This is a genomic window from Chelativorans petroleitrophicus (assembly GCF_025398195.1).
In the GTDB taxonomy this organism is placed as follows: Bacteria; Pseudomonadota; Alphaproteobacteria; order Rhizobiales; family Rhizobiaceae; genus Chelativorans; species Chelativorans petroleitrophicus.
The window spans coordinates 1-26,999 of sequence record NZ_JAODNV010000001.1; the positions used below are offsets into that span (position 1 = coordinate 1).

Sequence of the window (26,999 nt, forward strand, 5' to 3'; positions counted from 1 at the left end):
CTACAACATCACCCGATACGTCTGGCACGAGAAAAGAGCGGCGGCCGCATGATGCGGCACCGCGCTGAGGCCGTCCGGCCGTCGAAATCCAAAGTCGTCATCGCATCACAGCGCCGTCGTTCCGCTGAACATCATCTTTCAAGCCGACCTGGACCGGTAATTAGAGGTCTCCACCTGCTCATAGGAAAGGGCCGCCCCGACGGGGCGGCCCCGTGAATTCCATTCCTGCGGCGGCCAGCGGATTCGGCATCCGAGCCGCGCCGCGCGTCATGCGCTTTAGCCGAGAGGCTGCTCCCGGAAAAGGCAATCCGCCGAGGCCACGCTGGAATTGAAATCACTCGACATCGGATCACCTCCTTTCGGTTCGTTGAACATGGGCCCAGTGTGGATGGCGGGAGCCGATCATGCAAGGGCGCGGAGGCTTTTTTGTTCTCCAGCGTCTCGCGCGCGAGTGGGACATCCCGCCTACAAGCCGCGAATGTTAATCAGCTTGTTTCCTTTCGCCACCATCTGGCGAATATTGAGCTCAAGGGCGGCGGCCTCACTGTTGCGGACTGTCTGGTGAACTTGCCGCGGAAGATGCGCGAAGCGGATTCCTCAGCTTTGAGTGATACTGCTGATAAATTCCGCATCAGGTTCATTGTTGGGTACACCCCAGCCGGGTGATATTCCGTTCACCTTGGCAATGGGCTTTCCGGCTTTAACGAGAGTTTGCGCTCTTCCCGGCACTTTTGCTCCGCCGGTAGGTTTCCTGCCCCCGTTTTTCTTACCCATACCCGCCAGACCGAACCCTGCGTCTGCCCAATTGCCCTTAACGATGGACGAACCAATCTGCCACTTCTCCCCCCAATCGGGTATGGCAGCCATTGCTGTATCTATTGCCTCTAGGGTGCGTCCTTCCTCCAACAGTTTTATCGCGTCCGTAAACTGGCAGGCATTTCCAATGCCGGGGGAATTGTAATAGAATTCGGTAAGGTCACCCTCGCTAATGCCGTCGATCAGATCGGAGAGCAGATAAGGTATCCTCAGTAGCGCTCCGAACTTGCCAACTTTCGTAAACCAGTTGCGCAACTTATCCAGATTCTTGGCATGCTGGTAGGTGGGGCGGAGCCGTCTTATGATCTTCGCCTTGCTTCGCTCTATTTCTTCCATGGAAGGCGGTTTTCCGTCACGCCGTGACGTTTCGCGTGCGTCGGAGCGAGCGGCGGCTTGCACCCATGGGTTTGAGGGCAAGCTTTCTTCAAACTGCTTGCGTGCCTCCTCAAGGATCTCAAAGGGTTTCAGTTCTACCGTTTGTCCGTTCTTGTCCTTTACCGTCATGGTTCTGCTTGTGTAAGCAGTTCCCGCACGGCAGCATTTCAAGCTGCTTTTCCTTGGTGCGGAAGTAGTAGTCATCGCTACCATCTTCCGACGTTGCCAAAAACTCTTCGAGTATAGACGGCTCTATTTTCCATTGTCCTTTTAAAAAATTCCAATAATATATAGGATGTACCTGCGGACGCGGCGGCAGGTAGGTGGCGGATTTCCTGACTAACTCAGCGAAGCTAAGCGCCGTTTTCTCCATGAGGGTTTGCAACGCCACGATCTCCGCGACGAAGACGGGCTGCGGCGTCGTATCCATGCGCAGAGAGTCCTGGAAAGACGAGACCAGCTCATCCCTTGCCTTGACCGGATCATCAAGCTTCAGCTCTGGCCAGCCCTTTTCGATCCCGATGTACCACGCTGCATGGAGCTTCAACTCGTTGGCAGGAAATTCCCGGCTGAGGCTGGCGAATGTCTGCACCAGCTCGAGCACCTCCGATGTATCATATTGTTTGCCAGTAAGCCGCTTGACCACCGTCGACATCGCATGCAGAGAGCCGAAGGGGAACGCCGTATCTATGCCTAAGCGGTCATATGCAGATCGTATAAGCTCCTTGCGGCCGGCCTTGTCTTTTTCCGGGTAAAGCGTACTCATGTAATAGCTGTCGGCGATCTCCTCGAGCGAGAGTTCGCTAACCCGGATTGGTACTTTTGTAAGCGGGTCCAGATCGAAGCTTCGTGTTGCCTCTTCGAAAACGCGCTTCTCTTCTCGGAATCTCTCCGGGCTCTGAACCGACGTCAGCACATTGTTGATATCTTTCTCGAAAGCCTCCATTGGATCTTTTGGCAGCTCATGTCCGAAGACTTCATCGAAATCGGTGTCGGGAGTGCTCTTCGCCTGCAGCACGCCATATTTCGCCCTCAGGATCGATGCGGCTGCCTCGACATAAGGCCCCACCTTCTCGCCGTGCAGCCCTTTCGCGGCTGCGAGCTGCCTTGCCACCTCCTGGCAAGGATCCTCTCCTTCCGCCTCGCCGCTCTGCCAGGCAAGAGCCAGCCTCTTGAAGGCCAGCTTGAGTTGAAGTGTGTCGGTCTTTTCGAAGCTTTGTTGTGTTCTGTCCAGCACCACTGCAGCAACGACATCGTGTTCGACCTGATCTAGCAGGCTGCTGTGACTCTCGCCGGAGTGCCTCGCCGTTCTCACCCGCGCCTCAGTCCGCAAACGAGACGACTGCGAAAGTACAGCTTGCTCTTGCGGGCGCGCACGGGTTCCACCTGCCTTAAAGATCTGCGGCAATGGTGCGGGTAGTTCTCCCAGGCTCGATTTGCCGGGCTTACGCATAGGACTATTCGTCTGTCCTGACGGATGATCCGCGCTTTCAGTGAAATTTTCGGAACGCACCAGGCCTGCATACGCCCCGCTTATCATTGCTAGCAGCATGAGCGCCTTCAGCTGCGTCGTTGCGGATGCGGCCTGCTTGGCCCGGCGCGTGGAAAGGGTGGCGCCCGTTGGGCAGGAGAGGCGCGGGGCTGGAGCTTCGATAATGGGAAGAGGCATCTCAGACGCTGCCGGCATAGCCGGTTTGCCGCTTCCGGATGTGTGGAGCGGCTTTCGCGGTTTCCGATGAATTTTTGCCTCATATGTACCGGTGGATTTTCGCCACTCCTCCACCGGATTGAACTTTGTCCCACGTTGAATGTGGATGGAATACTTCGGCATAGGAAACCACGAACAACAAGAGAACAGAAAATTGCCCAGCGAATGAGCGTATAACAAGTCTTCCCTATGAAAGAATTGGTTCTGGTTATGCTGGTCTGTCGAGTGCCGCAAACTGAGAGGATGGTGTGGGGATCGTCGCTGCCGCCAGGTATGAAGACACGAAGTTTGGCGGCAGGGTGCGGAACGCGGAAGTGAAAAGCGGCCGTGACCGGCCGCTTTTCTGATCCTCGGTTCAGGTCTTTCTGAACTGGGAAATATCCGGCTTCCCGGAATGGCTCAGGCGAGCTCCTTCTTGTTCTGCCTGTTTCCGATCAGGTCTTCCACCACGCTTGGATCGGCCAATGTCGAGGTGTCGCCGAGGGACTGATAGTCGTCTTCGGCGATCTTGCGCAGGATGCGGCGCATGATCTTGCCCGAGCGTGTCTTGGGCAGGCCGGGTGCGAACTGGATCTTGTCCGGCGTGGCGATGGGGCCGATTTCCTTGCGCACGTGCTCGATCAGCTCCTTCTTCAGGGCCTCGGAACCCTTTTCCCCAGCCATCAGGGTCACATAGCAGTAGATGCCTTGGCCCTTGATGTCGTGCGGATAGCCGACGACGGCAGCCTCAGACACCTTCTCGTGCGAGACGAGAGCCGATTCCACCTCAGCCGTTCCTAGCCTGTGGCCGGAAACGTTGAGCACGTCATCGACGCGGCCCGTGATCCAGTAGTAGCCGTCCTCGTCGCGGCGGCAGCCGTCTCCGCTGAAATACTTGCCCTTGTAGGTGGAAAAGTAGGTTTCCACGAAGCGCTTGTGGTCGCCATAGACGGTGCGCATCTGCCCCGGCCAGGAATCGACGAGGCAGAGATTGCCGGCTCCCGGCCCGGTGATCTCGTTGCCCTGATCGTCCACGAGCTGTGGCTGAATGCCGAAGAATGGCTTGGTCGCCGAGCCCGCCTTGAGGTCGATGGCGCCGGGCAGAGGAGAGATGAGAATGCCGCCGGTTTCCGTCTGCCACCAGGTGTCGACGATCGGGCAGCGCTCCTCACCCACCACGCGGTAGTACCACTCCCATGCCTCCGGATTGATGGGCTCGCCCACCGTTCCAAGAACGCGCAGGGATTTGCGCGAGGCTTTCTTGACGAAATGGTCTCCCGCGCCCATCAGCGCGCGGATGGCGGTGGGGGCGGTGTAGAAGATGTTGACCTGATGCTTGTCCACCACCTCCCAGAAGCGGGCTGCATCGGGATAGTTGGGCACGCCCTCGAACATGAGCGTGATGGCGCCGTTGGCGAGCGGCCCGTAAACGATGTAGCTGTGGCCCGTCACCCACCCTACATCCGCCGTGCACCAGTAGATGTCGCCGTCGTGGTAGTCGAAGACATACTGGTGCGTCATGGAAGCAAAGACGAGATAACCGCCGGTTGTGTGGAGCACGCCCTTCGGCTTGCCGGTCGAACCGGAGGTGTAGAGGATGAAGAGCGGATCCTCCGCCTTCATCTTCTCCGGTTTGCAGTCGGGCTTCTGGTTCCTCGTTTCCTCGTGATACCAAAGGTCGCGGCCCTCGACCCAGTCGATCTTGCCGCCCGTACGGCGCACCACCAGAACGTGGCGCACCTTCGCGCCCGCCTTCTCGGCGATGGCGATGGCCTTGTCGGTGTTCTCCTTGAGCGGGATCTTGCGGCCGCCGCGCACGCCCTCGTCCGCGGTGATCACGAAATCGGATTCGCAGTCTTGGATGCGCCCCGCCAGCGAATCGGGCGAGAAGCCGCCGAAGACCACCGAATGGATGGCGCCGATGCGCGCGCAGGCGAGCATGGCGTAAGCCGCCTCGGGGATCATGGGCATATAGATGGTCACCCGGTCGCCCTTCTTGACGCCGCGCGCCTTCAGGGCATTGGCAAGCCGGCACACATGCTCATAGAGCTCCCGGTAGGTGATTTTCTTGTCGTCGTAGGGGTTGTCGCCTTCCCAGATGATGGCCGTCTGGTTACCGCGCTTTTTTAGGTGCCGGTCAATGCAGTTATAGGAAGCGTTGGTGACACCGTCCTCGAACCACTTGATCGAGACCTTGCCCGAAAAAGTCGTGTTCTTTACCTTGGTGTAGGGCTTGAACCAGTCGATGCGCTTGCCGTGCTTGCCCCAGAATCGGTCAGGGTTCTTGATGCTGTCCCTGTACCATTTCTCATACGTTTCGGCGTCGATCAGCGCGTGTTTCTTCCATGCAGGTTTCACGCGATGAACATAGGCATCGGACATGATTTCTCCTCCGACAAGAACCATTCGGAGCGTGGCTCCAGACTGCGGGGGCGGCCCCCTCATACCGCATGAATTACTATCACTCGGCCCGTAATCGCAACATTAGACGATGGGCGGCCTGCCGCAAAACTGGCAGCAGCCAGCGAAGAAGGCTGCTAATATCATGAAAACAAAGGAACTTTTGCATCTCGGAAGTATTTTCTCTCTGGACAATCGAGCCTTAAGGATACAGGCTTGAACGGCGCAACATTGGCTGGAAAGGACTGATATGCGCACCAGGGAAACGGAACTGATGCTGATGGGCTACGGCCTTACCACGGCGAAGGTCCTCTATCATCTTCCTGACCATCCGCATCTGCTGCAGACATTCATCTGGCAGCATTACGACATCGCGCCGCAATTTCCGGCTTTGCACCGCTTCATCGATTTCTGGCGCGAGAAAATTGACGGGCCGCTTCATTCGGTCACCTACACCCATCGCCGGCTGGTCTCGCCCACCGAATGGCGCAATGTGACCGGAGAGCTGGTGCTCCACTGAGCCGGGGCGACCTCAGCCCCGGCTGCCGAAGATCGCCGATCCCACTCGCACGCTGGTGGCGCCGAAGGCGATGGCCGTTTCGAAATCGGCCGACATGCCCATGGAAAGCTTGTCCACGTCCGCCTCCCGCGCAAGCTTTTCAAGCAGCGCGAAATGGGGGCCGGGATTCTCGTCGACAGGCGGAATGCACATCAGACCCTCGATGCTAAGTCCATGCGTCTCGCGGCAGCGGGCCACGAAGGCCACCGCCTTGCGCGGGTCGATACCGGCCTTCTGTGGTTCAAGCCCGGTATTCACCTGGACGTAAAGGCGCGGGCGCCGCCCTTGCTTCGCCATCTCCGCGGCGAGAGCGGTCGCGATCTTTTCGCGATCCACCGTCTCGATCACGTCGAAAAGGGCAACGGCATCTTTCGCCTTGTTGGATTGCAGCGGCCCGATGAGATGAAGCTCGATGTCGGGAAAGTCCCGTTTCAGGGCCGGCCACTTGGCCTGCGCTTCCTGCACGCGGTTTTCGCCAAAGACGCGCTGGCCCGCCTCGATGACCGGCAGAATGTCCTCCCGTCCGAAGGTTTTCGAGACGGCCACGAGCACTATGTCCTGCTCACTGCGGCCCGCCTCGCGCGCGGCCTGAAAAATTCTGTCTTTGACCATGCGCAGGTTTTCGGCGGCGGTGTTCATGGCTTGGGCAAAATCCTCCAGCATAGGGGTTCGCTCCGGCGAATCGTCGGCGTGCAGTTGACGGTCGCCGCAAACCGTGGTGAAGGTCCGCCGAAGCATTCTCCTTTCTATGTGAAAAACCGGGCATGGCAACCGAACGTTACAATCCGCGCGTATCCGAACCCCGCTGGCAGAAGGCCTGGGAGGAGGCGCGCCTGTTCGAAACCAGCAACGACGATGGGCGGCCGAGCTACTACGTGCTTGAGATGTTCCCCTATCCGTCGGGGCGCATCCACTTCGGCCATATCCGCAACTACACGATGGGCGACGTGGTGGCCCGCTACAAGCGCGCCAAGGGCTTCAATGTGCTGCACCCGATGGGGTGGGATGCGTTCGGCATGCCGGCCGAGAATGCGGCCATGCAGAACAAGGTCCACCCCAAGCAATGGACCTACGAGAACATCGCGGTGATGCGCGACCAGCTCAAGCGGATGGGCCTGTCGCTTGACTGGAGCCGAGAGTTCGCCACCTGCGACGTGGACTATTACCACCGCCAGCAGATGCTCTTCCTCGATTTTTACGAGAAGGGGCTGGTGACGCGGAAGACCTCCAAGGTCAACTGGGATCCGGTGGACCAGACCGTGCTCGCCAACGAGCAGGTGATCGACGGGCGGGGCTGGCGCTCCGGCGCTCTGGTGGAGCAGCGCGAGCTGGCGCAGTGGTTCTTCAAGATCACCGATTATGCGGAAGATCTGCTCACCGCGCTCGACGCGCTAGACGGGTGGCCGGACAAGGTGCGCCTCATGCAGCGGAACTGGATCGGCCGCTCCGAGGGCCTCCTGATCCGCTGGGCGCTGGTGGAGGACACCGCTCCTGAAGGCGAGCGGGAGCTGGAGGTCTACACGACGCGGCCGGATACGATCTTCGGCGCCTCTTTCATGGCCGTGGCTCCGGACCATCCGCTGGCCAGAAAGGCCGCTGAAAGGGATCCCGATCTCGCCGCGTTCGCGGCTGAATGCCGCCGCGTCGGTACCTCCGCCGCCGTGCTGGAGACCGTGGAGAAAAAGGGTTACGATACGGGAATCCGTGTCCGCCATCCCTTTGATCCTGAATGGACGCTGCCCGTCTATGTGGCCAATTTCGTCCTCATGGAATATGGCACCGGCGCCATTTTCGGCTGCCCCTCGGGCGACCAGAGGGACCTGGACTTCGCCAGGAAATACGGCCTACCGGTCATTCCGGTGGTCATGCCGGAAGGTGCCGACCCGGCCGCCTTCAGAATAGAGGACGAGGCCTATTCCGACGACGGCGTGATGATCAATTCACGCTTCCTCGACGGCATGTTCAACACGCAAGCCTTCGAGGAAGTGGCAGACAGGCTGGAGAAGGCGGAGCTGCACGGGCGGCCGGTAGCCCAGCGCAAGGTGAATTTCCGCCTGCGCGACTGGGGCATTTCGCGCCAGCGCTACTGGGGCTGCCCCATACCGGTGATCCACTGCGAGGCATGCGGCGTGGTGCCCGTGCCGAGAGAGGACTTGCCCGTCACGCTTCCGGACGATGTCGAGTTCGACACGCCCGGCAACCCGCTCGACCGCCATCCCACTTGGCGACATGTTAAGTGCCCGAAGTGCGGCGCTGACGCGCTGCGCGAGACGGACACGATGGACACCTTTGTCGATTCGTCATGGTATTTCGTGCGCTTCACCGAACCGCATGCCGACACGCCCACCGTGCGCGAGGCGGCGAAGAAATGGCTGCCCGTCGATCAGTATATCGGCGGCGTCGAGCATGCCATTCTGCACCTGCTCTATTCGCGCTTCTTTGCCCGCGCCATGCGCGATACCGGCCACCTGGATCTGGCGGAGCCCTTCAAGGGCCTGTTTACCCAGGGCATGGTCGTGCACGAGACCTATCGCGCGCGCGACGGCCGCTGGCTGACGCCGGCGGAAGTGCGCATCGAAGGCTCGGACAATGGACGCAGGGCCTTCGAGATCGCGACAGGCGAGGAGGTCGTCATCGGGCCGATCGAGAAGATGTCCAAGTCCAAGCGGAACACGGTGAGCCCGGAGGAGATCGTCGATTCCTTCGGGGCCGATACCGTCCGTTGGTTCATGCTCTCGGACTCGCCGCCCGAGCGTGACCTTGAATGGTCGGATGAGGGTGTTGCCGGTGCTCACCGCTTCGTGCAGCGGATCTGGCGGCTGGTGAACGATGCCGCGCCCGCGTTGAAAGGCGTGGCGCCGCGCCCCGCCCGCGAAGGCGCTCCGGCGGTTATTTCCAAGGCGGCGCACAAGGCGCTAAAAGTGGTTAGCGAAGACATCGAGCAGCTCGCTTTCAACCGTGCCATCGCGCGCATTCATGCGCTGGTGAATGATCTGCAGGCGCCCTGCGCGGCGCTGGCGGGTGCGGATGCGGCCACGCTGGCGGCCGCGCGCGATGCTGTGGAAATCCTGATCAGCCTCATCGCACCCTTCATGCCCCATCTTGCGGAGGAGTGCCGCGAAAAGATCGGCGCCGAAGGCTTCGTGGCGGCCAGCCGCTGGCCGGACTATGATGCGGAACTGGTGGTGGATGATCAGATCACCGTTCCGGTGCAGATCAATGGCAAGAGGCGCGGCGACTTGACCATCGCCCGCGAGGCGGACCAGGCTCAGGTGGAAAAGGCGGTGCTCGAACTCGATTTCGTGCAGAAGGCGCTGAACGGAGGAGCGCCCCGCAAGGTGATCGTTGTGCCGCAGCGGATCGTCAACGTGGTGGTGTGAGCGAGGGAAGCCGGTGATCCTGAAGATACGTGCCCTGATCGTCATCGCCACCGCCCTGGCCGCAGGGCTGGCGGCCGGATGCACCGTGCGCCCCCTGCTTGGCACCGAACCCGGAGAGGCGGGTGAGGAGATAGCCTCCACTCTCTCCTCCGTGTCTGTGAAACCTGTGGATACGCGCGAGGCCCAGGAGGTACGCAATCACCTCATTTTCCTGTTCCAGGGCGGCGATCCCCAGCCGGCCGATCCGACCCACACGCTGGATCTTGCGGTTTCGCGCCGTGTGACCTCAGCCGTTCAGGTCCAACGGGGCAACGAGAACGAGCCCACTGCCGGCACGGTTACGCTGATAGGCCAATACCGGCTAACCGATGCGGCCACCGGTGAAGTCGTTGCCCAGGGGCGGCGCGAGGTGAGCGCCGGATTCGATCGCCCGCGCCAAGAATATGCCGTGCTGCGCGCCCAGCGTGATGCGGAAGACCGTGCCGCGCGCGAGCTAGCGGAGCTGATCCGGCTCGCGGTGGCGCAGGATCTGGCACGGCTGGACGTACGTTAGTTTTGTTGTGCTATAATGTTTTCGTTGCACTTATTTGCTTAGGAACAAAGCACGCCGACCCGAACAGTCCGATCGTCATCGCGCCGTCACACTTTTCGGTGAAACAGCCGCCAACGGAGTGCTTCGCTGATGGACCTTCATACCACGCTCATTTCGGCTGCCGGAGTCGTGGCAAATCGCGTGTTGGGGCGTGGCGTTTCATCGGCGCAGGAACCTCCGCATATCGTCGATCAGCTGATCGCCGAGCGTACGACGCATCTGTCGCAGCATCCTTTGTGGCCGCTTGCGCGGCCTTTTCTGTTTCGCTTCCTTCACTACCGGCAGGCCGTGGCAATGGCCGATGCGATCGCCGAAATGCCGGGCCAGGAGGCGATGGCTTTCGTCAGCAACCTGCTGTCGCTTAATATCTCCGCGCGCGGGAATGAACGCATTCCGGCAAAGGGTTCCTTCATATTGGCGCCGAATCACCCGACCGGCATTGCGGACGGCATCGCTATCTTCGACCTGCTGAAGGATATCAGGCCCGATATGGCGATCTTCGCCAACCGGGACGCGCTGCGCGTAAATCCCAATTTCCGGGAGCTCATCATTCCGGTCGAGTGGCGGCCGCAGGAAAAATCGCACGCCAAGAGCCGCGATACGCTGGAGGCGACGGCCAAGGCCTTCGCGGAGGAAAGGGCGATCGTTCTTTTCCCGTCGGGCAGAATAGCCTACTGGCATGAGGACCGGCTGACGGAGCGGCCATGGCAGCCCTCCGTCGTGGCGCTGGCGCGGCGCTACGAGGTGCCGATCGTGCCGGTCAACATGTCCGCACGAAACTCGGGCCTGTTCTATCTATTATCCAAATACTCTACCGAACTGCGCGACATGACGCTATTCCACGAGCTCCTGAACAAGAAGGGCCGTGCCGTGCACATGATCGTCGGAAAGCCGATTGCGCCCGATCTTCTGGAGGGCGATCCGGCCGAGGTGGCGGCAAGACTTCAGATCCATACGGTGGAGCATCTGGCGGAGAACCCGGACGCGGAATTCTCCGCTTAGAAATCCGTCAATTCTGCCTGCCCTGTCCGGCAGAAGGTGGACGCGGCGTGTCAGGCTGCGCCGCCGCGCGCTCACCAGGTGCGTTCCCGGACCAGCTGATCCAGAATGATCGCCAACAATTTCTTGGAATGAAAACAAGGCTCCTTGGCGCTCGACACCGCGGTCCTCGCGTCGCAGAACGTCTAGTTGAACTAGCGGGTTTATCTGCGGTGCTCACGTCAGCGCCGAAAGAGGAGTTGAAATGGATATCTCGGATGAACGTCTTGCGCTGACACACAAGCTCTATGCCCTGACCATCGACTACTGGCACGACGTCGATACCAACTGGGGCCGGAACGCGCCAGAATACTATACGCCAGACGGTCTCTTCATTGGGCCTGCCGCAACCTATGCCGGCCGAGAGAAGATCCGCGCCTTCTACAAGTGGCGCGAGGACCGCGGCGCCCGCACGGTCGTGCACAGCGTCCATAATTTCCAGGCTCTGCCGGAGGGGCCGGACAAGGCCCGGTGCCATTGGTTCCTGATGCTTTACGCCGCCGACGGCAAGCCGGTGCTGCCCACCCATCCGCCGGTCCAGATCGCGTACATGACCGATCATCTCGTGCGCGATCCGAAGGAGGGCTGGCTGCTCACTTCGCGGAAGTTCGAGAACTGGTTCGTGGGCGGGACACCGACCACCAACCCCAATCTTGATGACGAGTGAGCCGACCAGGCTCCACGAACAGGAGATAAAGAGTTGAGTGAGCAATCTGCACGCAAGGCAAGCAAGGCCGTCTTTCACGAAATGTCGCCGCAGGAGGTTTCAGCGGACGGCAAGGCGAAGACCTGGATCACGCGCGGCGGAAACTTCGCCGTGTGCTATTCGGAGGTCGAGCCGGGCGCCGTTCTGGCCCGCGAGAATAACCCGGAAGAGTACATGGTCATCCTGCCGCCGGACGGAACGACTGCCACGATCGAGGCGGGGGAGGAGAAGGTGGAGGCGGGCAGTGAGTCGCTGACCATAGTGCCGCCGGGCCCAAGCCGCATCGTGGCGACGTCCAAGGGCGTTATTGCGCGAATCTTCTCGAAGGCGTCAGAAGACATCATGGTCAAGGCGTGGAACGCCGAAGTCTATGCCGATGGCGCGCCCGAGCTCGCTCCGCCACACCTGTGGCCGGAGCCGTATGACGGCTACAAGCTGCGGCACTATCCGCTGGCGCAATATGCCAAGCCCGGCGGAGAGCGCATCCAGCCGCGCGTGTTCCGTTCGACCAACATGCTCGTCAACATCTTCGCGCATTACTACACTCGGCGCGACACCACCGCGCTCAGCCCGCATTGGCACGACGATTTCGAGCAGGCCTCGCTCTGCCTCAACGGCCGCTGGATCCATCACCTGCGCTACAATTGGGGTTCCGACCTCTCCAAGTGGTGGCCCGACGATCATGAGGAGATGGACACGCCTTCCGTGATCATCATCCCGGCGCGCGCGATCCATACGAGCCGCGACGTTGGCCCCGACGGACCGGAATCGTCGCTTTATGACATCTTCTGCCCGCCGCGGCTCGATTTCGCCAGCAAGAAGGGCTTCGTCATCAATGAGGACGAATATCCGCTGCCGGAGAATGCGGACCAGCGCGAGGTCAAGACCGGCGGCACGCTCCTGAGCTGGCAGAAGCCGGCCTAAGCGCTCCTCGCCGGCAAGCAAACGCTCGACAGTGCTTTTGGCCATCACCGCCCGGTGGTGGCCGTGCGCGGACTCTACGCCGTGGAGGAGCTGGAGGAAACGGCGGCTGATCGCTCCGCTAGCGAAGAAAAGGTGCTGTCGGGTACTGTCAGCTCGTCGGCAGTGAAGACTGAAGCCGCTCAAGTAGCGCTTCGCGCCAGCCGAGCCCTTCTTCGACAGTGGCGGCTGGGCTGTATTCGCAACCGAACATTCCCCGGTAGCCACATGCCCGCATCACAGGGAGAAGCTCCGCATAGTCCACGCGCGAGGGCCAGGGTTCTGTTCGCGCCGGAACCGAGGCGATCTGCACATGGCCGACCGATGCGGCAACCTCGCGGAAGCGGGATGCCACGTCGCCATGCGCGCTTTCGATGTGGAAGCAATCGAAAAGGATTTTCAACCGCTCGTGGCCGACGTCGCCAATCACGCGCGTGGCAAGATCGAGGCTGTTCAGAAAATAGCCCGGCATGGCAGCGGTCGAGATCGGCTCGATGAGGATGGTGAGATCCGAGTTGCGAAGGGAGTGGCGCAACACGTCCAGATACTGGGTGTAGTCTCCTTCGCCTGCTGTTTTACCCGCGAGAACATGCACCGCGTGTGCACCGATCGCCTCGGCCACTGCGATCGCCGTATCGACGTCCTGTCGCGCCTGATCCCCCATGCCGGGGATCGCCGCGCAGCCGGCACTCGCGCCCATGCGCACATTGAGGCCCTGGACGGGAAGGTCTGCCCATGCCAGGGCCTCGCGCAGCGCATCGAGGTCGCAGGCCTGTGCATCGTCATGGAACTCTATCGCGTCGAAGCCGGCTGCCGCCGCCAGCCCTATGCGCTCCAAAAAGGGACGGTCCTTCCAGAGAAATCCCAGATTTGCGGAAAAGCGCCAGCTGCTGTCTTCCGTCATTGCAAGCTCCGGGGTTGCCGGCTCTGAAAGACCCTAAAAGCCGACGAGATCCCCGCCCTTGAGCTGCAGCATGGCGCGCGCTTCGGCGGGAGTCGCAACCTCGTAGCCCAGTTCCTCCACAAGCTGGCGAATTTTCGCCACCTGCTCGGCATTGCTCTTCGCCAGCCGCCCCTTGGCTATGTAGAGGCTGTCCTCCAGGCCGACGCGAATGTTCCCGCCCAACAGTGCGGCCTCCACGCCGAACGGCATCTGATGGCGCCCGGCCGCCAGCACCGACCAGCGATAGTCGGTGCCGAACAGGCGGTCAGCCGTCTCCTTCATGAACAGGAGATTGCGCAGGTCAGCGCCGATGCCGCCCAGAATGCCGAAAATCATCTGAATGAAGAAGGGAGGCTTGACGAGGCCGCGATCAACGAAATGGGCGAGGTTGTAAAGATGGCCCACATCGTAGCATTCATGCTCGAAGCGGGTGCCATGCTCATCGCCGAGCGTGCGAATCACGCGCTCGATGTCGAGGAAAGTGTTGCGGAAGATATAGTCCGTGGTCTGCCGCAAATAGGGCTCTTCCCAGTCATACTTCCACGTGTCGTATTTGTCGGCCATGCCGAAGATTCCGAAATTCATCGAGCCCATGTTGAGAGAGCACATTTCCGGCTTTGCAGCGAGCGGCGCTGCCAGCCGCTCTTCCAGCGTCATCTTCATGCCGCCCCCCGTCGTGATGTTCACGACAGCGTCGGTGGCCTGCTTGATGCGCGGCAGAAACTGCATGAAAACGGCAGGGTCCGGCGTCGGCCGGCCGGTTTGCGGGTCCCGCGCGTGAAGGTGCAGAATCGCCGCTCCGGCTTCGGCCGCCGCGATGGACTGCTCCGCGATTTCATCTGGCGTTACGGGCAGAGCTGGCGACATTGTGGGCGTGTGAACGCCGCCGGTAACCGCGCAGGTAATGATGATTTTGCTGTTTTCGGCAGCCATAGCATCCCTCCAAATACAATCCTACTTACAGCCTCGCCGGGATTGCGCGGAGGTGCTTTCGAATAAATTTCTCCTATCGAAAATGCCTTCACCGATGCTCGATCCCATTGGATACCGGCGTGAGAATGCTCCGTCACAACGCTGGAGACGATGGCCATGGACGGTGAACGCCCTTCCTTCCGCACCTTCCGGGAGCGGCTTGTCGCGCGCTCGAAGCTGATCGGAACATTCGTGAAGACGCCCACCACGCACGCGACCGAGATACTCGGGGAAGTGGGCTATGATTTCGTCGTTTTCGATCAGGAACACGCGCCGCTTGATGCCGGTGTGCTGGACATGATGATCCTCGGCGCGCGTGCTTCCAATGTTGCGAGCATCGTGCGCGTGCCTGCGGCCGACCCAGCCTTGATCCAGACCGCGCTGGACTGTGGCGCAACCGGCGTGATGGTGCCTCATGTCTCCTCGCCCGAGACGGCAAGGCTGATCGCGCGGGCCTGCCGCTATATGGGCGGCACAAGGGGGTTCGCCAACACCACGAGGGCCGGCGGCTTCGGTTCGGTGGGCTTTGCCGAACACAAGGCCAATCAGGACCGGCAGGTGACCTGCATTGCCATGATAGAGGATGTCGAGGCGGTGGATCGCATCGACGAGATTCTCAAGGTGGAAGGCCTGGACGCCATCTTCATCGGGCGCGGGGACCTCACCGCCGCCCTGAACGCCCCTTCCATGAACTCACCGGAAACGATGCGGATCGTCGAACCGATTATGGCTGCCGCCCGCGCGGCAAACGTCCCGATGGTCATGCTGTGCCCGGATCGCGCGGATGCCGAGCGCATGGCAGAGCTCGGCGCCTCGGCCTTCATGGTTCAGAGCGATCACGGATTCATGCGGCAGGCAGCCGCCGCCGCGCTCGCACAGCTCCGCAGCCTGTAGGCATGCGTTCCGCTGCGCGAAATAGCCTGCATCCATCCTTCCTCTTTTCGCAGCACGATTCCTATGATGCGGGATGCGAAGGATGAATATCGCGCAGGCTCCCAATGGAGAATGCCTCGCGGAGCGCCTTCCATGAGGAGGGAAACCCGTACCACGGTGGCCTGCCTGCAGAGTGAGGCTGCTATGACCGGGGCGGGAAGGAGGAGACATCATGAAAGCTGCCCCAACAATCGGGGGGGATAGCCGCGTTGCGAGAGTACCGGCTGCCCCGAAGATGCGTTGCCGGACGAATTCGCGGCGCGGCCTCACCGATCTTTCAGGTCCTTCCTATCCGCCGGTCGAGGCGGCCTGCCGGGTCCTCGAAGTACTTCGCGCCGTCAACGATCTGAGGATCGCGAAGATCAATGTGGTCCACGAGATCACGGGTATACCGAAGCCGACCGTGGTCAGGATGCTGGAGACGTTGATGGCGCAGGGCTACGTTGCGCGCGACAACATGTGCGGCGGCTATCGCGTGACGCACAAGGTGCAGGATCTGGCATCTGGCTACGATGGGGTGAACCGGGTAATCGAGACCGCCCGCCCCTTCTGCATCGACCTGACACGGCGGATCAATTGGCCGATCGGTCTCGGGGTGCCCGACGGGGACGCCGTAGCGATCAAGTTCTGGACGGGAACGATCAGCCCCTGGGCCCACACGAATACGGTGCTGGGGCTTCGCCCCGACTTTCACAACTCGGCAATGGGCCGGGCCTATCTCGCCTTTTGCAGCCGGGAGGAGCGGGAAAGGCGGATCGAAGCCTTGGTCAATGAATCCGGTGAGCCTTTCACGCCCCAGGAGAAGACGAGCCTCCGCACCATACTCGCTAGGGCCCGCATGGACGGCTTCGCCATCCGCAATCCGCGCACGCCGCCTTATCGCACCTCGACGATCGGTCTGCCGTTGCGCGAAAATGGGGAGGTTCGTGCTGTGATTTCAGTCAGCGTGTATCGCACGGCGATCCGTCCGCACGAGCTCTATCCAAAGGTGATTGAACCCGCTCTCAAGACGGTCGCCGATATCGAGGCTGCCCTCGCCTTCATCAATAATTCGAATCCGTCCCTCCCCAATGAAACGCGCGCGGAAATGGAGCCCGGATTCTGAAGCCCTGCGCGAGAGGCTGCGGATGCCGGTCCGGCGTTCCTGCAACGCGGGTCTGCTTGAAGTAGGTAGGAAAGAAATAGGCGATGAAGATCGAAGAAATACTTGGTAAGGGGTGGCGGCATTTCAATCTGTCCCTGGACAATAAGATCCTTACGGTTCAGATCGACACCAAGGGCTTTAAAAACAACGATTTTAACGCCGAAGTCATTGACGAGCTGAAAGAACTAGGGGTTCTTCTCCATCGTAACATTGACATCAACGTTGTTCTGCTCTGCGGCAGAAGCGACGTGTTTTCAGCCGGCAGCGACGCCAAGGCATTTGACCTTCGGTTTTCTGCTCCAACGCTCCTGGAACGGCGACGCGACGTTATGCCCGGAGCAGATATGGTCGAGGCCTGGAGCAAGATCGAAGCGATCACCATCGCCGCTATCGACGGGCGATGCAGGGGAGCGGCGAGCGTTCTTTCGGTGGCCTGCGACTTCAGGATCATGGGAGAAGGGGTCGAATTCTTCTTCCCCGAAGTCCCCAACAGGATGATCTTGGGTTGGGGCGCCATCCCGCGCCTCGTGGCACTGGCCGGCCCGTCCCGCACCAAGCAAATGGTGCTTTTCGGGGAGTTTCTGAACGCGGCGACCTGCGAGAAGTGGGGTCTTGCCGATGAGATTGCTCCCGCGGGAGAGGCGCTCACGGTCGCTCGCCGCTGGGCAGAGAAAATAACGAGCCTGCCTCCCCTCGCGGTGAGAATGACCAAGGAGGCCGTCGATGCGTACAGTACCGCGTTGCATGGAATGGCGGCCATCGCAGACAGGAGCAGGTACCTCCTGGCCGGGCATGTTCGAGCGGGTCTCATGGAATGAACCGGACCATGGCGATCTAAAAAGCTCGTGGGTGCTTCAGGTTAGGTAATCGCTTGTGGAGAAGAGACATCAGAAATACTTACGCTTTCTGAGAGGGTATTCGGTAACCATTACTTTTGTAATAGGATTATTATTGATTATACTAGTTGTAGTGATGAGATAGTACTGTGGAATGCTTGGGGTAAGAAATTTTGTGTTTGGACTGGCTGTTATAAGTCCCTGCGCACGAAGATCGCACAAGATCTGAAACGCAGGGACACGGGCGGGATCAAGTGAGGAGGAGACTGTGTCCGCATCTATATTTTTGCGCAAAATTGCCATCGCTTTGGCGATCGTCGGAGCGTGTGGGGCGGTGGTGGGATCGGCCGCCGCGAGCGAGTGGAAGTGCTACACCTATCAGGCTGCTCCTGCGAGCCCGGTGAATATCGGGCTTCAGAAAATGGCCGATAAGCTCAAGGAGATCACCGGCGGCGAAATCAACATGACCTGTAATGTCGGCGGGTCGCTACCGATCGACGCCAATTCGATTGCGCCTGCCATTAGCGATGGCGTCCTGGATTTCGGTTCGACTTCCACAATCTCAGGATATGTGCCGCTGGCTGCCATCGGCATTCTGCCCGGCATGTTCTCCAGCAATGCAGACTACGATGAGCGCGGGTGGCCTTTCCTAGAGGAGATCATCGAGGAAGAATTCGACAAGCGCAACATCAAGGTTCTTGGCATATACCACTATCCGCCGCAGGTGGTCCTTGGTTCCAAGAAGGCACCGCCGCTGAAATCGCTGTTTGACCTGAAGGGCAGGACCATCCGCGTCGGCAATCCCGAGGTGGCCGATCTTGCAAAGGCGCTCGGGGCCGTTCCGGTTACTTTGCCCACGCCTGACGTGTCTCCAGCGCTTCAACGCGGAACGGTGGAGTACGTGGTGACCGCGGTCGCGGCCGGCGGCCGGCTCTGGCATGACTTCTTCGGCTCCGCCATCATGGATCCCCTTTATGTTTCGGTCAGCTACATCATCATGAACAAGGATCGTTGGGAAAGCTTGACGCCGGACCAGCAGGAGGAATTCCAGGAGTTCGTCACTGAGACCAGCCGGTGGATCACCAGCTCCCAGGAGGAGGATGACGCTGTCGCTCTCAAGGAATTCCAGGAGAAGGATGGCTGGGCCGTTACTCCGGGGAATCCCGACTCCTACGCCCAAATCACCAAATTGATGGAGCCGATCTGGACCCAGTGGGCGGAGGAGCGCGGCCCCGAAGCCATAGAGCTCCTGGAAAAGCTGAAGGCGGAGCTCGGCCACAACTAGGCTCCGCCGAAAAGGGATGCCGCGGCCTTTATCCCGACCGCGGCTCCCCTTCCTGCGAACTCGAAATGGCAAGAAGGGAGCGATATGCGCGCGCTTAATGCTGCCCTGGACTGGCTGGTCCGGTTCAGCGCAATTCTCGCCTGCGTGGCGATCGCCGGCATGAGCCTTTTGATCGTGCTCGAGGTGATCCTCCGCTCGATGTTCTCGTCCACTCTATATTTTATCGAAGAATACTCGGGCTACATGGTGCTGGTGATAATGGCGCTCGGCCTGCCCTATTGCCGCGAGAGGAACGCTCTCCTCACCGTGGATTTTTTCATTTCGCGACTGGAAAAGGCGAACCGCAGGAAAGTGGAATTCGTCTACGGCCTCGTTTCAATCGCCTTCTGCATTCTGCTCGACTGGTACGTCATCGAACTGCTGATGAAGTCGATCCAGCGCGATCTGATGGCGCCGACGGTCACCAGAACCCCGCTTTGGATTCCCCAGATTTTCCTGCCGTTTGGGATAACCCTCCTGTGCCTGGTCATGATCCGCAAGCTGTTCAGGCCGGATCCCATGAAGGACGCTGACCTCAGCGAAGACGTGCTCGCCCACGAAATGGAGTAGGACGGGATGTACGAAATTATCACGGTTTCGCTTGGACTGGTCGTTTCGATATCCCTGCTCCTTGGCGGCATACCGATCGCCGTTGCAGTGGGGCTTGCTGGCGTTCTGACGCTTCTCCTGAACGAAGGTCTCGGCTCCCTCAACGCGATCAGCTTCATCATCTGGGGAAGCGTCAACAACGCATCGCTCAGCTCGCTCCCGCTCTTCATCCTCATGGCTGAATTCATGCTGCGATCCGGAGTGAGCGACTCCTACTATTCCGGAATGTCGCAGCTCATACGCAAGGCACCGGGCGGGCTGCTGCAGACCAATATCGCGAGCTGCTCTCTGTTCGCGGCCATAAGCGGGTCCAGCGTCGCGACGGCCGCCGCGATTGGCGGCGTGGCCATTCCACGTCAGCGCAAGGATGGATATGACCTTGCGATGGCGTGCGGATCTATCGCGGCTGGCGGGACATTGGGAATTCTGATCCCGCCCTCGATCGTCATGATCATCTATGCCACGTTCTCGGAGCTGTCCGTGGCCAAGCTCTTTGCGGCAGGCATGGTTCCCGGCCTGCTCCTCACGGTTATGTTCATGGTCTATATCGCCGCGCGTTGCATCATAGACCCGAGCCTGGCTCCCAAAATGCCACCGGCGGAGAAAGGTTGGCTCTGGAAGGGCATCAAGAACATCGCGCCGATGGCCGGCCTGATGGTCATTATTCTCGGCAGCATCTTTCTCGGAATTGCCACGCCGACCGAGGCGGCAGGCCTGGGCGCCTTCCTTGCCGCAGTCATCTCCTGGGTCGTCAGCCGCCCGCCGCTTCGCGCACTTGGTCAGGCGCTGATGAATACCATCGTCATCAGTTCTTCGATCCTCTTCATCGTCATCGGCGCGTTCATCTTCAATTACGCCATTCAGACGGCCGGCATCACGGCGCAACTGACGAATTGGGTCGTCACGCTTGATCTCAACGTCTACACGTTTCTCGTGCTGATGCTGATTTTCTACTTCATCCTGGGGTGTCTGGTGGATTCCATCGGCATGATCGTGATGACGGTGCCGCTGCTGCTGCCGATCCTGATCGCATATGGGATCGACCTGATCTGGTTCGGAGTCGTCCTGGTCATCGCAGTGGAGCTGGGGCAGATCACCCCTCCCGTGGGAATCAATCTTTACGTCGTCGATCAGATTTCGAAGGCCGGTATTGCGACGGTGATCCGCGGCGTCGCGCCCTACTTCGTTATCATCATCCTGTTCCTCGTGCTGCTTACCATCTTCCCCGATATCGCGACCTGGCTTCCATCGATGATGTGACAGCGGCGCGGCTGAGGCCGGGGTGAATGAAAACAAGAAAGTGGATGGAGAGGCGGTCGAAGCAGCTGGTCTGGGCACACGATCGTCTCACCGCAGCGGGAATCCCGAATGTGAACTGACCTAGGGAGGGAATTGTGACCAGCGGACTTGATGGCAAAGCGGCGCTCATTGTGGGCGGTTCGCGCGGAATCGGGGCCGAAGTGGCGCGGCGTTTCGCGCTTGCCGGGGCTAAGGTCGCAATAGGCTACCGCGCGGCAACAGACGAGGCCAACAAACTCGTCGCCGAGCTGCGGAAAGGTGGTGTCGAAGCAACCGCGATTGCAGGCAACATTGCGGTCCCAACCGAGGCGGAAGCCATCGTTCGGGGTGCCTATGATACGTTTGACAGGCTGGATATCCTCGTCAACACCGCCGGCGTCAGCCCGTATCTGCCCCTGGAGCAAATTGACCCGGAGCACATCCGGACAGTCCTGGACGTTAACGTGCTTGGGGCGATCATGCTGACGAAAGCTGCCGCGCCGCTCCTGCCTTCGCCCGGCGGGCGGATTATCCATTTCTCCTCAAGGCTGGCTTACAATCCGATACCGACGAGTTCGGTCTATTCAGCCTCAAAGGCTGCTGTGGCGACGCTGGTCCACGCATATGCACGCGAACTTGGCCCCAGGGGCATTACGGTCAACGCGGTTGCTCCGGGAGTCATCGAGACGGACATGACCACGGACATCATTCAGAAGCGCGGCGATCAGATACGTGCGGCGACGCCGCTGGGACGTATCGGGCAACCTTCCGACATCGCTGGCCTCGTCGAGTTTCTTGCCTCCCCCGATTCAGGGTGGATCACCGGCCGCACCATCATAGCCGATGGCGGCCTCAACTGATTGCCCGAGTCGCACACCAGCCAGCAGAAGCGGGCGAAGCTATCGGCCGCAATCAGTGGCAGATACAGCTCAGGTTTCAGATACTTACGGCACGAGGACAATCGTGCCGATGCTTTTCCCGGATTCCAGAAGCCGGTGAGCCGCCGCAGCTTCCGAAAGCGGCATTACGGTGCCGATCAAGGGGCGGATTGTGCCTGCTGCATAAAGGTCGAGCACTTCGTTCAGTGCGCGATGGTAGTCGTCCAGTTCTCTAACGTGGTCGCCCAGTGCAAATCTGCTGACGCTCAGCGAACCCTTTTTCGAAAGCGTGAGCAGATCGATGGCGGGGGGCGCGCCGGAGGCGTTGCCGTAATTGATCAGTCGGCCAAAGGAACGCAAACAGTCCAGCGAGGGTAGCAAAGTATCTTTTCCCACCCCGTCGTATACTGCATCCACTCCCTCAGGGCATAATTTGCGTACTTCTTCCACAAGGGGCAGTTCGCGATAGAGGATAGGGTGCTCGCAGCCATGCTTACTGGCAATGTCCGCCTTTTGCCCTGATCCGACCGTGCCGATTACTCGCGCTCCAAGGTGTCTGGCCCACTGACATAAGATAAGACCGACGCCGCTCGCGGCTGCATGTATGAGGACCGTATCGCCAGCTTGCGGCTTATGGAATCTGTTTATGAGCCCGGACGCAGTCAGTCCTTTCATCAGTAGGCCGGCGGCCTCTATGTCGCCCAGCTCGTCGGGAAGATGGATCAGACGAGCTGCCGGAACGGCGCGGTAGGTCGAATACGCGCCGGTGTTTTCGAAGAATGCTCCGCCCATTCCCACGTAGGCGACCCGATCTCCGACTTTGAAACCATGTACGTCATCCCCAAGCGCTACGATTTCGCCCATGCCCTCGTTGCCGGGGATGACGGCACCCGGCTCTCTTTGACCTCGATAAAACGTGCCGCTGCGCGCATTGGCGTCTGAGAAATTCACTCCAATCGCCGTATGGCGCAACAGGACTTCCCCCGGTAGGGGCAAAGGCACGGGCACGTTTTCACACCGCAAAACGTCGGGCCCGCCGAAGGCGCGATAGACTATTGCGGGTGCGGCGGAGGGCAGTCGTTTTACGGTGGCCATCTACCCACAGATAGGCTTAGTCGCGGGGTGATTGTGAGATCGCACCCCCATTTTACGAGCGTTCGCCCTGCCATTGCGGCTGAACACGCCAAAACAGCTGAAGCTGGGCCTGCGACGGCTGCAAGCCGTTCCTGCGTTGGTTTCGCTAGGAGAAATTGAGCGAGATCGGTAGCAAGAGCGGTAGAGTCATGCTGTAACAAAAACAGATGCATTGTTGCGCCTATCGTGCACGGGAGGAACGGTGTCGGAACAAAGAGCGTGGCCGCTCCTGCGACAGGGCAGGACGGGCTGGTGCGACGCTCCTGAGAACTCCTTCTGTATGCCCGCCAACTCCTGTGCCGAAGGAGCGTTCAGCTAGCCCATATGACAGCACGGGGGTCTGATCATGCACGATAGGGCGATCCTCGCGCGGCTTTCGCTTCCGGCAACCCATTCAGCTGGACCCGCCCGAAAACCTGGGTGGTTCCCACAAGCCGTCATCGCACCATTACGCCGGTTTCGGACGGCCTTCGCTGTCTGTGGACTTCTCGTCCGCCATACGTGCTGCCCCGGGCCGCCCGCCCGGCGAGGGTGACCGCCACGGGCAGCGAACACCAGAGAATTCCTATGAAGAATAGCTGAGGACATGCATGGCCGAGAATGGGTCTAACGAGCGCGATGCCGAGATCGCGGAACTGCTGAAAGGAGCTGTGGACCTGCACTGCCACAGCGGGCCGGCGGCGATGCCGCGCATCCTGGACCACCACGAAGCGCTGCTCGACGCGGCCGGTGCCGGCTTCCGGGCCCTCCTGTTCAAGGACCATTTCTATCTTGGCGTGTCGCACTGCGTGATACTGGAAAAATTGGTGCCGACCGACGTCAAGCTGTTTTCCGGCCTCGCGCTCAACAATGCCAGCGGCGGCATCAATCCGCACGCGGTGAACCATGCAATCAACATCGGCGCCAAGATCATCTGGCTGCCGACGCTCTCGGCACAGAACCACCTCGATCAGCTCGAGGGGCAGGGCAAGACCTTCCCGAAGACGGCAAAGCGGATGCTGCCGCCCGAGCCGCTCTCGGCGCTCGATGCCACCGGTAGGGTGAGCGACGCGACGAAGCAGGTCCTGGATCTTATCGCCGAGGGCGACATCATCCTTGCAGGCGGCCATCTGCCCGCCTCGGAGCTGATCATGGTTTTCGAGGAGGCCGGCAGACGCGGCGTCAAGAAACTGCTGGTCAATCACCCGACCTACATCGTCGGCTGTACCGACGACGACATGAAGGCGCTGGTTGAGCTGGGAGCCTATCTGGAGCACTCGATCGGCATGTTTGTCGAAGGTGCGGGAAAGATCTTCGGCCCCGACGAGCTCGCCCACTATATTCAGCTGGTCGGGCCGGAGCGCACGATATTGTCGTCCGATCTCGGTCTCAGGGGATCGCCCCGGCCGCTCGAAGGCTTCCGGCAGATCGTTGCGATGCTCTTGGATCTGCAGATTTCGCCGAAAGACATCCGCACAATGATCGGCGACAACGCGGCCAAGCTACTCAATCTCTAGCCGCCGGTGGCGGTGCTGCAGACGTGTTCTTGAACGGGAGGAAACAATGATCACCAGACGTTCGTTGATGAAGACCGGCGCCGCTGCTGCGGCGATGACCGTGGCGATGCCCTGGGTCTCCAGGGCCGAGCCGATGAAGGTGCGGCTCGCGCATGCCGCCAACGAGATCCATCCGGGCCACATCGCCACGCTCGAGTTCAAGAAGTCGCTCGAGGCGCTGGTGCCGGGCGCCTTCGATCTGACGATCTTCCCGAACCGCCAGCTGGGCGACGACCAGCAGAACGGCGAAAGCTGCGTCGCCGGCACGCTCGAATTCTGCGGTTGCTCGGGGGCCATCACATCGCTGGTGACGGGGACGAACACGCTGGACAGCTACCAGCTTCCGTTCCTGATCAAGAGCTACGACCATTTTGTCGAAATGGCGCTGAGCCCCGAGGCTGATGCCATCCATGAAAGCTTAACGGAGGGCGGTCTGCTTGGTCTTCAGACCACTGACATTGGACGGCGCCACTTCGCCACGATCGGGGAACCGGTTCGCAAGCTTGCCGACTTCCAAGGCCTCAAGACGCGGATTGTGCCTCTGGAGCTGCACAAGGTGATTTGGGAGACGGTCGGCGTGAATCCCGTCGGCCTGCCCTACGGCGAGGTCTACGGCGCGCTGGAGACAGGCACCATCGACGCGGTCGAGATCAATGTCTCGTCCATGCTGGCTGAAAATCTCTGGGAAGTTGCCAAGAACTTCACGCTGACCGGCCATTATCCCTGGCACAACACGATTTCTGTCAACCTCGCCTTCTACGAGAGCCTGCCCAAGGAGCTGCAGGACGCGATCAGGCAAGCTGGTAAGGATTCGGTCAAGCCTACTCTCGACTACACAGCCAAGCAGGATGAGGACGGCATGAACCAGATGGCGGAGCATGGCGTCCAGATATTCGAGCTTGAAGGGCTTGACGAAATGAGGGCCAAGGTGGCGCCGATCGTCGAGCAGTGGAGCGAGAAGTCGCCGTTGATCGCCAATTTCGTCAAGGCCGCGCAAGCCTGAAGAAACGGACGCCTCCATGCCTGACGCTGACGAAAACGTGGCGCCGCGTGCGTCCCGGAATGGGGTGCTCGCTCTTTACTTCCGCTTCATAGAAGGGTTCGCCGGCGTCACGCTGGGGGTGATTCTCGTTGTGATGGTGGTGCAGGTGGTCGCCCGCTATGTGTTCTCCGCCTCGCTGATCTGGGCCGAGGAACTGTGCCGGCACATCCTGATCTGGCAGACCTTCCTGCTGCTTGGGGTCGCTTATCGGCGCGGAGAATTCGTCGCGTTTGAAATCCTGCCGGTGATGCTGAAGCCGAAGGTCCGTCTGGTGCTGAAAACGGTAACAGCGGTGCCAATCCTCGTCTTCTTGGTGCTCATCGCCGTCTACGGCTGGCGCTATGCCGAGGTCGTTCAGCGGCAGACCATCCCCGCGCTGAATTTCATCTGGTCATCGCTGACCGGGCACAATCTCAATGTCTCGGTACGATGGGTCTATGTTGCGGTTCCCGTCGGTTCGGCGCTGCTGGGGCTGCATGTGCTGGCTGACCTGGTGGAGTCCTGGCAACGCCTGCGCCACCCTGAGCCGCAGCTCTTCCGGGCGAACCAAGGCGAGGTGCTGTGATGGCCGCCTTCTTCGGCATCTTCCTGCTTCTTCTCGCCACGGGCGTGCCCATTGCCCTCGCGCTGGGAATCGGCGGGGTCGCGTTCCTGTGGCTCTCTGGCAACGAGATGATGATCCTGCAGCTGCCGCAGCGGATGATGGCGGGAGTCAACCAGTTCGTGCTGCTCACCATACCGCTGTTCCTGCTGGCCGGTACGCTGATGAACGTGGCCGGGATAACGGACCGGATCGTCGGCTTCGCCCGCGCTACGGTCGGCCACCGGCGCGGCGGCATGTCCTCGGTCACGGTGCTCTCGGCGGGGTTTTTCGCCGGCATTTCCGGCAGCGCGAACGCGGAAGCGGCGGCACTCGGTTCGATCCTGATCCCGACGATGAGGAAGCAGGGAATTCCGGCGGCCTATGCCGCAGCACTGGTGGGCGTCTGTTCCATCGTTGGGCCGATCATCCCGCCGTCGATCACCATGATCATCTACGGCGTGCTATCGGGCACCTCGATCGGCCAGCTCTTCCTCGCCGGCGTCATTCCCGGGGTGCTGCTTATCGCCAGCTTTCTGGTATATGTCACATGGCGCGCACGCCGCGACGGCTTTCCGCTATCGGAGCGCGTACCTTGGGCCGAACGCCGGGGAGACGTTGTGCGGGCGCTGCCGGCGCTGTTCCTGCCTGTCATCATCATTGTCGGCATAAAGGCCGGCGTCTTCACGCCTACCGAAGCCGCCGCCGTCGCCGTCACCTACGCCCTCATTGTCGGGCTCGCCTATCGCGACCTCACTGTGGAGCGGATCTGGCATTCGCTGGTGATAACCGCGATCGTCTCGTCGGCAATCCTGTTCATCACCTCCGTGGCCTCCATCGTGGCCTTCGTCTTCACGCTCGAGCAGGTTCCGACCCGGATTACCGAGATGGTCCTTTCGATCACGGAGAACAAGCTCGCGATCCTTCTGCTTCTGAACCTTTTCCTGCTCCTGCTCGGAATGTTCCTGGAGCCGATCTCGATCCTGATCCTTGCGATGCCGGTCCTTCTGAAGATCGGCGCGCTTCTGGGCATGGACCCGGTGCATTTCGGAACGATGGTGGTGCTGAACGTGGTCATCGGAATGGCTACGCCCCCGGTGGGGATTCAGCTCTTCATCGTCGCAGCCGCATCGGGCGAGCCGCTCATCCGCATCGTCCGGGAGGCATTGCCCCTGATCGGCATATGCATCGTGGTGCTTGCGCTGGTCGCGTTAATACCGCCGCTGACGCTGTTCTTGCCGAATGCGTTTGTCCCGGTGAATTAGACGTTCAGCAACG

At 60.4% G+C, this 26,999-nt stretch carries 24 protein-coding genes; 17 read left to right on the forward strand and 7 right to left on the reverse strand.

Going from position 1 to position 26,999, the window contains the following annotated elements; all coding sequences use genetic code 11:
* Nucleotides 1-597: 597 nt before the first annotated feature.
* The 3 genes from NYR54_RS00005 to acs form a co-directional block, all read right to left on the reverse strand.
* Nucleotides 598-1,320, reverse strand: coding sequence for a hypothetical protein (locus tag NYR54_RS00005; protein WP_261513277.1), 723 nt, complete (start codon nucleotides 1,318-1,320; stop codon nucleotides 598-600).
* The gene (locus NYR54_RS00010; RefSeq protein ID WP_261513278.1) at nucleotides 1,271-2,860 is read right to left on the reverse strand and encodes a hypothetical protein; all 1,590 of its coding nucleotides are present in this window, start codon (nucleotides 2,858-2,860) and stop codon (nucleotides 1,271-1,273) included. The genes NYR54_RS00005 and NYR54_RS00010 overlap by 50 nt, the downstream gene beginning before the upstream one ends.
* 438 nt (nucleotides 2,861-3,298) lie before the next feature.
* Nucleotides 3,299-5,260 carry an acetate--CoA ligase gene (gene acs, locus NYR54_RS00015; protein ID WP_261513279.1) on the reverse strand — a complete coding sequence of 654 codons (1,962 nt, stop codon included), beginning with the start codon at nucleotides 5,258-5,260 and terminating at the stop codon, nucleotides 3,299-3,301.
* A 268-nt stretch (nucleotides 5,261-5,528) separates the two neighbouring features.
* On the opposite strand from acs, the gene NYR54_RS00020 reads away from it, so the two are divergent.
* Complete coding sequence (locus tag NYR54_RS00020; protein ID WP_261513280.1) at nucleotides 5,529-5,798, forward strand: usg protein; 270 nt, start codon at nucleotides 5,529-5,531, stop codon at nucleotides 5,796-5,798.
* 12 nt (nucleotides 5,799-5,810) lie between these two features.
* Here the strand turns inward: NYR54_RS00020 and NYR54_RS00025 are convergent, their stop codons facing one another.
* A complete protein-coding gene (locus NYR54_RS00025; RefSeq protein ID WP_261513471.1) occupies nucleotides 5,811-6,476 on the reverse strand; it encodes a YggS family pyridoxal phosphate-dependent enzyme in 666 nt (221 codons plus the stop codon).
* A 125-nt stretch (nucleotides 6,477-6,601) separates the two neighbouring features.
* On the opposite strand from NYR54_RS00025, the gene leuS reads away from it, so the two are divergent.
* The 5 genes from leuS (at nucleotide 6,602) to NYR54_RS00050 (ending at nucleotide 12,477) form a co-directional block, all read left to right on the forward strand.
* Nucleotides 6,602-9,217 (forward strand): leucine--tRNA ligase, encoded by a 2,616-nt coding sequence (leuS, locus tag NYR54_RS00030; RefSeq protein WP_261513281.1) that lies wholly within the window; start codon nucleotides 6,602-6,604, stop codon nucleotides 9,215-9,217.
* Between the two features lie 13 nt (nucleotides 9,218-9,230).
* Complete coding sequence (locus NYR54_RS00035) at nucleotides 9,231-9,770, forward strand: LPS assembly lipoprotein LptE (protein WP_261513282.1); 540 nt, start codon at nucleotides 9,231-9,233, stop codon at nucleotides 9,768-9,770.
* A gap of 129 nt (nucleotides 9,771-9,899) precedes the next feature.
* The gene (locus NYR54_RS00040) at nucleotides 9,900-10,811 is read left to right on the forward strand and encodes a GNAT family N-acetyltransferase (RefSeq protein WP_261513283.1); all 912 of its coding nucleotides are present in this window, start codon (nucleotides 9,900-9,902) and stop codon (nucleotides 10,809-10,811) included.
* Nucleotides 10,812-11,052: 241 nt separating this feature from the next.
* Nucleotides 11,053-11,514: a nuclear transport factor 2 family protein gene (locus NYR54_RS00045; RefSeq protein WP_261513284.1), complete on the forward strand. Its 462-nt coding sequence runs from the start codon at nucleotides 11,053-11,055 to the stop codon at nucleotides 11,512-11,514.
* A gap of 33 nt (nucleotides 11,515-11,547) precedes the next feature.
* Complete coding sequence (locus tag NYR54_RS00050) at nucleotides 11,548-12,477, forward strand: hypothetical protein (RefSeq protein ID WP_261513286.1); 930 nt, start codon at nucleotides 11,548-11,550, stop codon at nucleotides 12,475-12,477.
* Between the two features lie 148 nt (nucleotides 12,478-12,625).
* Here the strand turns inward: NYR54_RS00050 and NYR54_RS00055 are convergent, their stop codons facing one another.
* Nucleotides 12,626-13,417 (reverse strand): hydroxypyruvate isomerase family protein, encoded by a 792-nt coding sequence (locus NYR54_RS00055; RefSeq protein WP_261513288.1) that lies wholly within the window; start codon nucleotides 13,415-13,417, stop codon nucleotides 12,626-12,628.
* A 33-nt stretch (nucleotides 13,418-13,450) separates the two neighbouring features.
* Entirely contained in the window at nucleotides 13,451-14,389 is a 939-nt protein-coding gene (kce, locus tag NYR54_RS00060) for a 3,5-dioxohexanoate:acetyl-CoA acetone transferase (protein ID WP_261513289.1), read from the reverse strand.
* 156 nt (nucleotides 14,390-14,545) lie between these two features.
* On the opposite strand from kce, the gene NYR54_RS00065 reads away from it, so the two are divergent.
* The 7 genes from NYR54_RS00065 to NYR54_RS00095 all read left to right on the forward strand — a co-directional run bounded on the left by NYR54_RS00065 (nucleotide 14,546) and on the right by NYR54_RS00095 (nucleotide 21,412).
* Nucleotides 14,546-15,322 carry an HpcH/HpaI aldolase family protein gene (locus NYR54_RS00065; RefSeq protein ID WP_261513290.1) on the forward strand — a complete coding sequence of 259 codons (777 nt, stop codon included), beginning with the start codon at nucleotides 14,546-14,548 and terminating at the stop codon, nucleotides 15,320-15,322.
* A gap of 211 nt (nucleotides 15,323-15,533) precedes the next feature.
* The gene (locus NYR54_RS00070) at nucleotides 15,534-16,466 is read left to right on the forward strand and encodes an IclR family transcriptional regulator domain-containing protein (protein WP_261513291.1); all 933 of its coding nucleotides are present in this window, start codon (nucleotides 15,534-15,536) and stop codon (nucleotides 16,464-16,466) included.
* Between the two features lie 83 nt (nucleotides 16,467-16,549).
* On the forward strand, nucleotides 16,550-17,323 hold the full coding sequence (locus NYR54_RS00075; protein ID WP_261513292.1) for an enoyl-CoA hydratase/isomerase family protein: 774 nt from the start codon (nucleotides 16,550-16,552) through the stop codon (nucleotides 17,321-17,323).
* Between the two features lie 286 nt (nucleotides 17,324-17,609).
* Nucleotides 17,610-18,626, forward strand: coding sequence for a TRAP transporter substrate-binding protein (locus NYR54_RS00080; protein ID WP_261513293.1), 1,017 nt, complete (start codon nucleotides 17,610-17,612; stop codon nucleotides 18,624-18,626).
* 84 nt (nucleotides 18,627-18,710) lie between these two features.
* The gene (locus tag NYR54_RS00085; protein WP_261513295.1) at nucleotides 18,711-19,235 is read left to right on the forward strand and encodes a TRAP transporter small permease; all 525 of its coding nucleotides are present in this window, start codon (nucleotides 18,711-18,713) and stop codon (nucleotides 19,233-19,235) included.
* 6 nt (nucleotides 19,236-19,241) lie between these two features.
* Nucleotides 19,242-20,534 carry a TRAP transporter large permease gene (locus NYR54_RS00090; protein WP_261513296.1) on the forward strand — a complete coding sequence of 431 codons (1,293 nt, stop codon included), beginning with the start codon at nucleotides 19,242-19,244 and terminating at the stop codon, nucleotides 20,532-20,534.
* A gap of 134 nt (nucleotides 20,535-20,668) precedes the next feature.
* The gene (locus NYR54_RS00095) at nucleotides 20,669-21,412 is read left to right on the forward strand and encodes an SDR family NAD(P)-dependent oxidoreductase (protein ID WP_261513297.1); all 744 of its coding nucleotides are present in this window, start codon (nucleotides 20,669-20,671) and stop codon (nucleotides 21,410-21,412) included.
* Nucleotides 21,413-21,496: 84 nt separating this feature from the next.
* Here the strand turns inward: NYR54_RS00095 and NYR54_RS00100 are convergent, their stop codons facing one another.
* The gene (locus NYR54_RS00100) at nucleotides 21,497-22,525 is read right to left on the reverse strand and encodes a quinone oxidoreductase family protein (RefSeq protein ID WP_261513299.1); all 1,029 of its coding nucleotides are present in this window, start codon (nucleotides 22,523-22,525) and stop codon (nucleotides 21,497-21,499) included.
* 629 nt (nucleotides 22,526-23,154) lie between these two features.
* On the opposite strand from NYR54_RS00100, the gene NYR54_RS00105 reads away from it, so the two are divergent.
* Genes NYR54_RS00105 through NYR54_RS00120 form a run of 4 tightly spaced genes read left to right on the forward strand, consistent with a single transcriptional unit; the run spans nucleotide 23,155 to nucleotide 26,986 of the window.
* Nucleotides 23,155-24,060 carry a DUF6282 family protein gene (locus NYR54_RS00105; protein WP_261513301.1) on the forward strand — a complete coding sequence of 302 codons (906 nt, stop codon included), beginning with the start codon at nucleotides 23,155-23,157 and terminating at the stop codon, nucleotides 24,058-24,060.
* A gap of 46 nt (nucleotides 24,061-24,106) precedes the next feature.
* Nucleotides 24,107-25,102: a TRAP transporter substrate-binding protein gene (locus NYR54_RS00110; protein ID WP_261513302.1), complete on the forward strand. Its 996-nt coding sequence runs from the start codon at nucleotides 24,107-24,109 to the stop codon at nucleotides 25,100-25,102.
* A 16-nt stretch (nucleotides 25,103-25,118) separates the two neighbouring features.
* Nucleotides 25,119-25,706, forward strand: a complete 588-nt coding sequence (locus tag NYR54_RS00115) for a TRAP transporter small permease (protein ID WP_261513303.1) — start codon at nucleotides 25,119-25,121, stop codon at nucleotides 25,704-25,706.
* Nucleotides 25,706-26,986, forward strand: a complete 1,281-nt coding sequence (locus NYR54_RS00120; protein ID WP_261513304.1) for a TRAP transporter large permease — start codon at nucleotides 25,706-25,708, stop codon at nucleotides 26,984-26,986. Before NYR54_RS00115 ends, NYR54_RS00120 begins: the two co-directional genes overlap by 1 nt.
* Nucleotides 26,987-26,999 lie beyond the last annotated feature (13 nt).

Excerpts from the sequence above, each read along its gene's own strand:
- NYR54_RS00075 (WP_261513292.1), top strand. The coding sequence starts at position 16,550 with ATGAAGATCGAAGAAATACTTGGTAAGGGGTGGCGGCATTTCAATCTG.
- NYR54_RS00100 (WP_261513299.1), bottom strand. The coding sequence starts at position 22,525 with ATGGCCACCGTAAAACGACTGCCCTCCGCCGCACCCGCAATAGTCTAT.
- NYR54_RS00120 (WP_261513304.1), top strand. The coding sequence starts at position 25,706 with ATGGCCGCCTTCTTCGGCATCTTCCTGCTTCTTCTCGCCACGGGCGTG.
- NYR54_RS00040 (WP_261513283.1), top strand. The coding sequence starts at position 9,900 with ATGGACCTTCATACCACGCTCATTTCGGCTGCCGGAGTCGTGGCAAAT.
- NYR54_RS00065 (WP_261513290.1), top strand. The coding sequence starts at position 14,546 with ATGGACGGTGAACGCCCTTCCTTCCGCACCTTCCGGGAGCGGCTTGTC.
- NYR54_RS00025 (WP_261513471.1), bottom strand. The coding sequence starts at position 6,476 with ATGAACACCGCCGCCGAAAACCTGCGCATGGTCAAAGACAGAATTTTT.
- NYR54_RS00055 (WP_261513288.1), bottom strand. The coding sequence starts at position 13,417 with ATGACGGAAGACAGCAGCTGGCGCTTTTCCGCAAATCTGGGATTTCTC.
- acs (WP_261513279.1), bottom strand. The coding sequence starts at position 5,260 with ATGTCCGATGCCTATGTTCATCGCGTGAAACCTGCATGGAAGAAACAC.
- leuS (WP_261513281.1), top strand. The coding sequence starts at position 6,602 with ATGGCAACCGAACGTTACAATCCGCGCGTATCCGAACCCCGCTGGCAG.
- NYR54_RS00105 (WP_261513301.1), top strand. The coding sequence starts at position 23,155 with ATGGCCGAGAATGGGTCTAACGAGCGCGATGCCGAGATCGCGGAACTG.
- NYR54_RS00085 (WP_261513295.1), top strand. The coding sequence starts at position 18,711 with ATGCGCGCGCTTAATGCTGCCCTGGACTGGCTGGTCCGGTTCAGCGCA.
- NYR54_RS00020 (WP_261513280.1), top strand. The coding sequence starts at position 5,529 with ATGCGCACCAGGGAAACGGAACTGATGCTGATGGGCTACGGCCTTACC.
- NYR54_RS00010 (WP_261513278.1), bottom strand. The coding sequence starts at position 2,860 with ATGCCTCTTCCCATTATCGAAGCTCCAGCCCCGCGCCTCTCCTGCCCA.
- NYR54_RS00115 (WP_261513303.1), top strand. The coding sequence starts at position 25,119 with ATGCCTGACGCTGACGAAAACGTGGCGCCGCGTGCGTCCCGGAATGGG.
- NYR54_RS00005 (WP_261513277.1), bottom strand. The coding sequence starts at position 1,320 with ATGACGGTAAAGGACAAGAACGGACAAACGGTAGAACTGAAACCCTTT.
- NYR54_RS00070 (WP_261513291.1), top strand. The coding sequence starts at position 15,534 with ATGAAAGCTGCCCCAACAATCGGGGGGGATAGCCGCGTTGCGAGAGTA.
- NYR54_RS00045 (WP_261513284.1), top strand. The coding sequence starts at position 11,053 with ATGGATATCTCGGATGAACGTCTTGCGCTGACACACAAGCTCTATGCC.
- NYR54_RS00090 (WP_261513296.1), top strand. The coding sequence starts at position 19,242 with ATGTACGAAATTATCACGGTTTCGCTTGGACTGGTCGTTTCGATATCC.
- kce (WP_261513289.1), bottom strand. The coding sequence starts at position 14,389 with ATGGCTGCCGAAAACAGCAAAATCATCATTACCTGCGCGGTTACCGGC.
- NYR54_RS00110 (WP_261513302.1), top strand. The coding sequence starts at position 24,107 with ATGATCACCAGACGTTCGTTGATGAAGACCGGCGCCGCTGCTGCGGCG.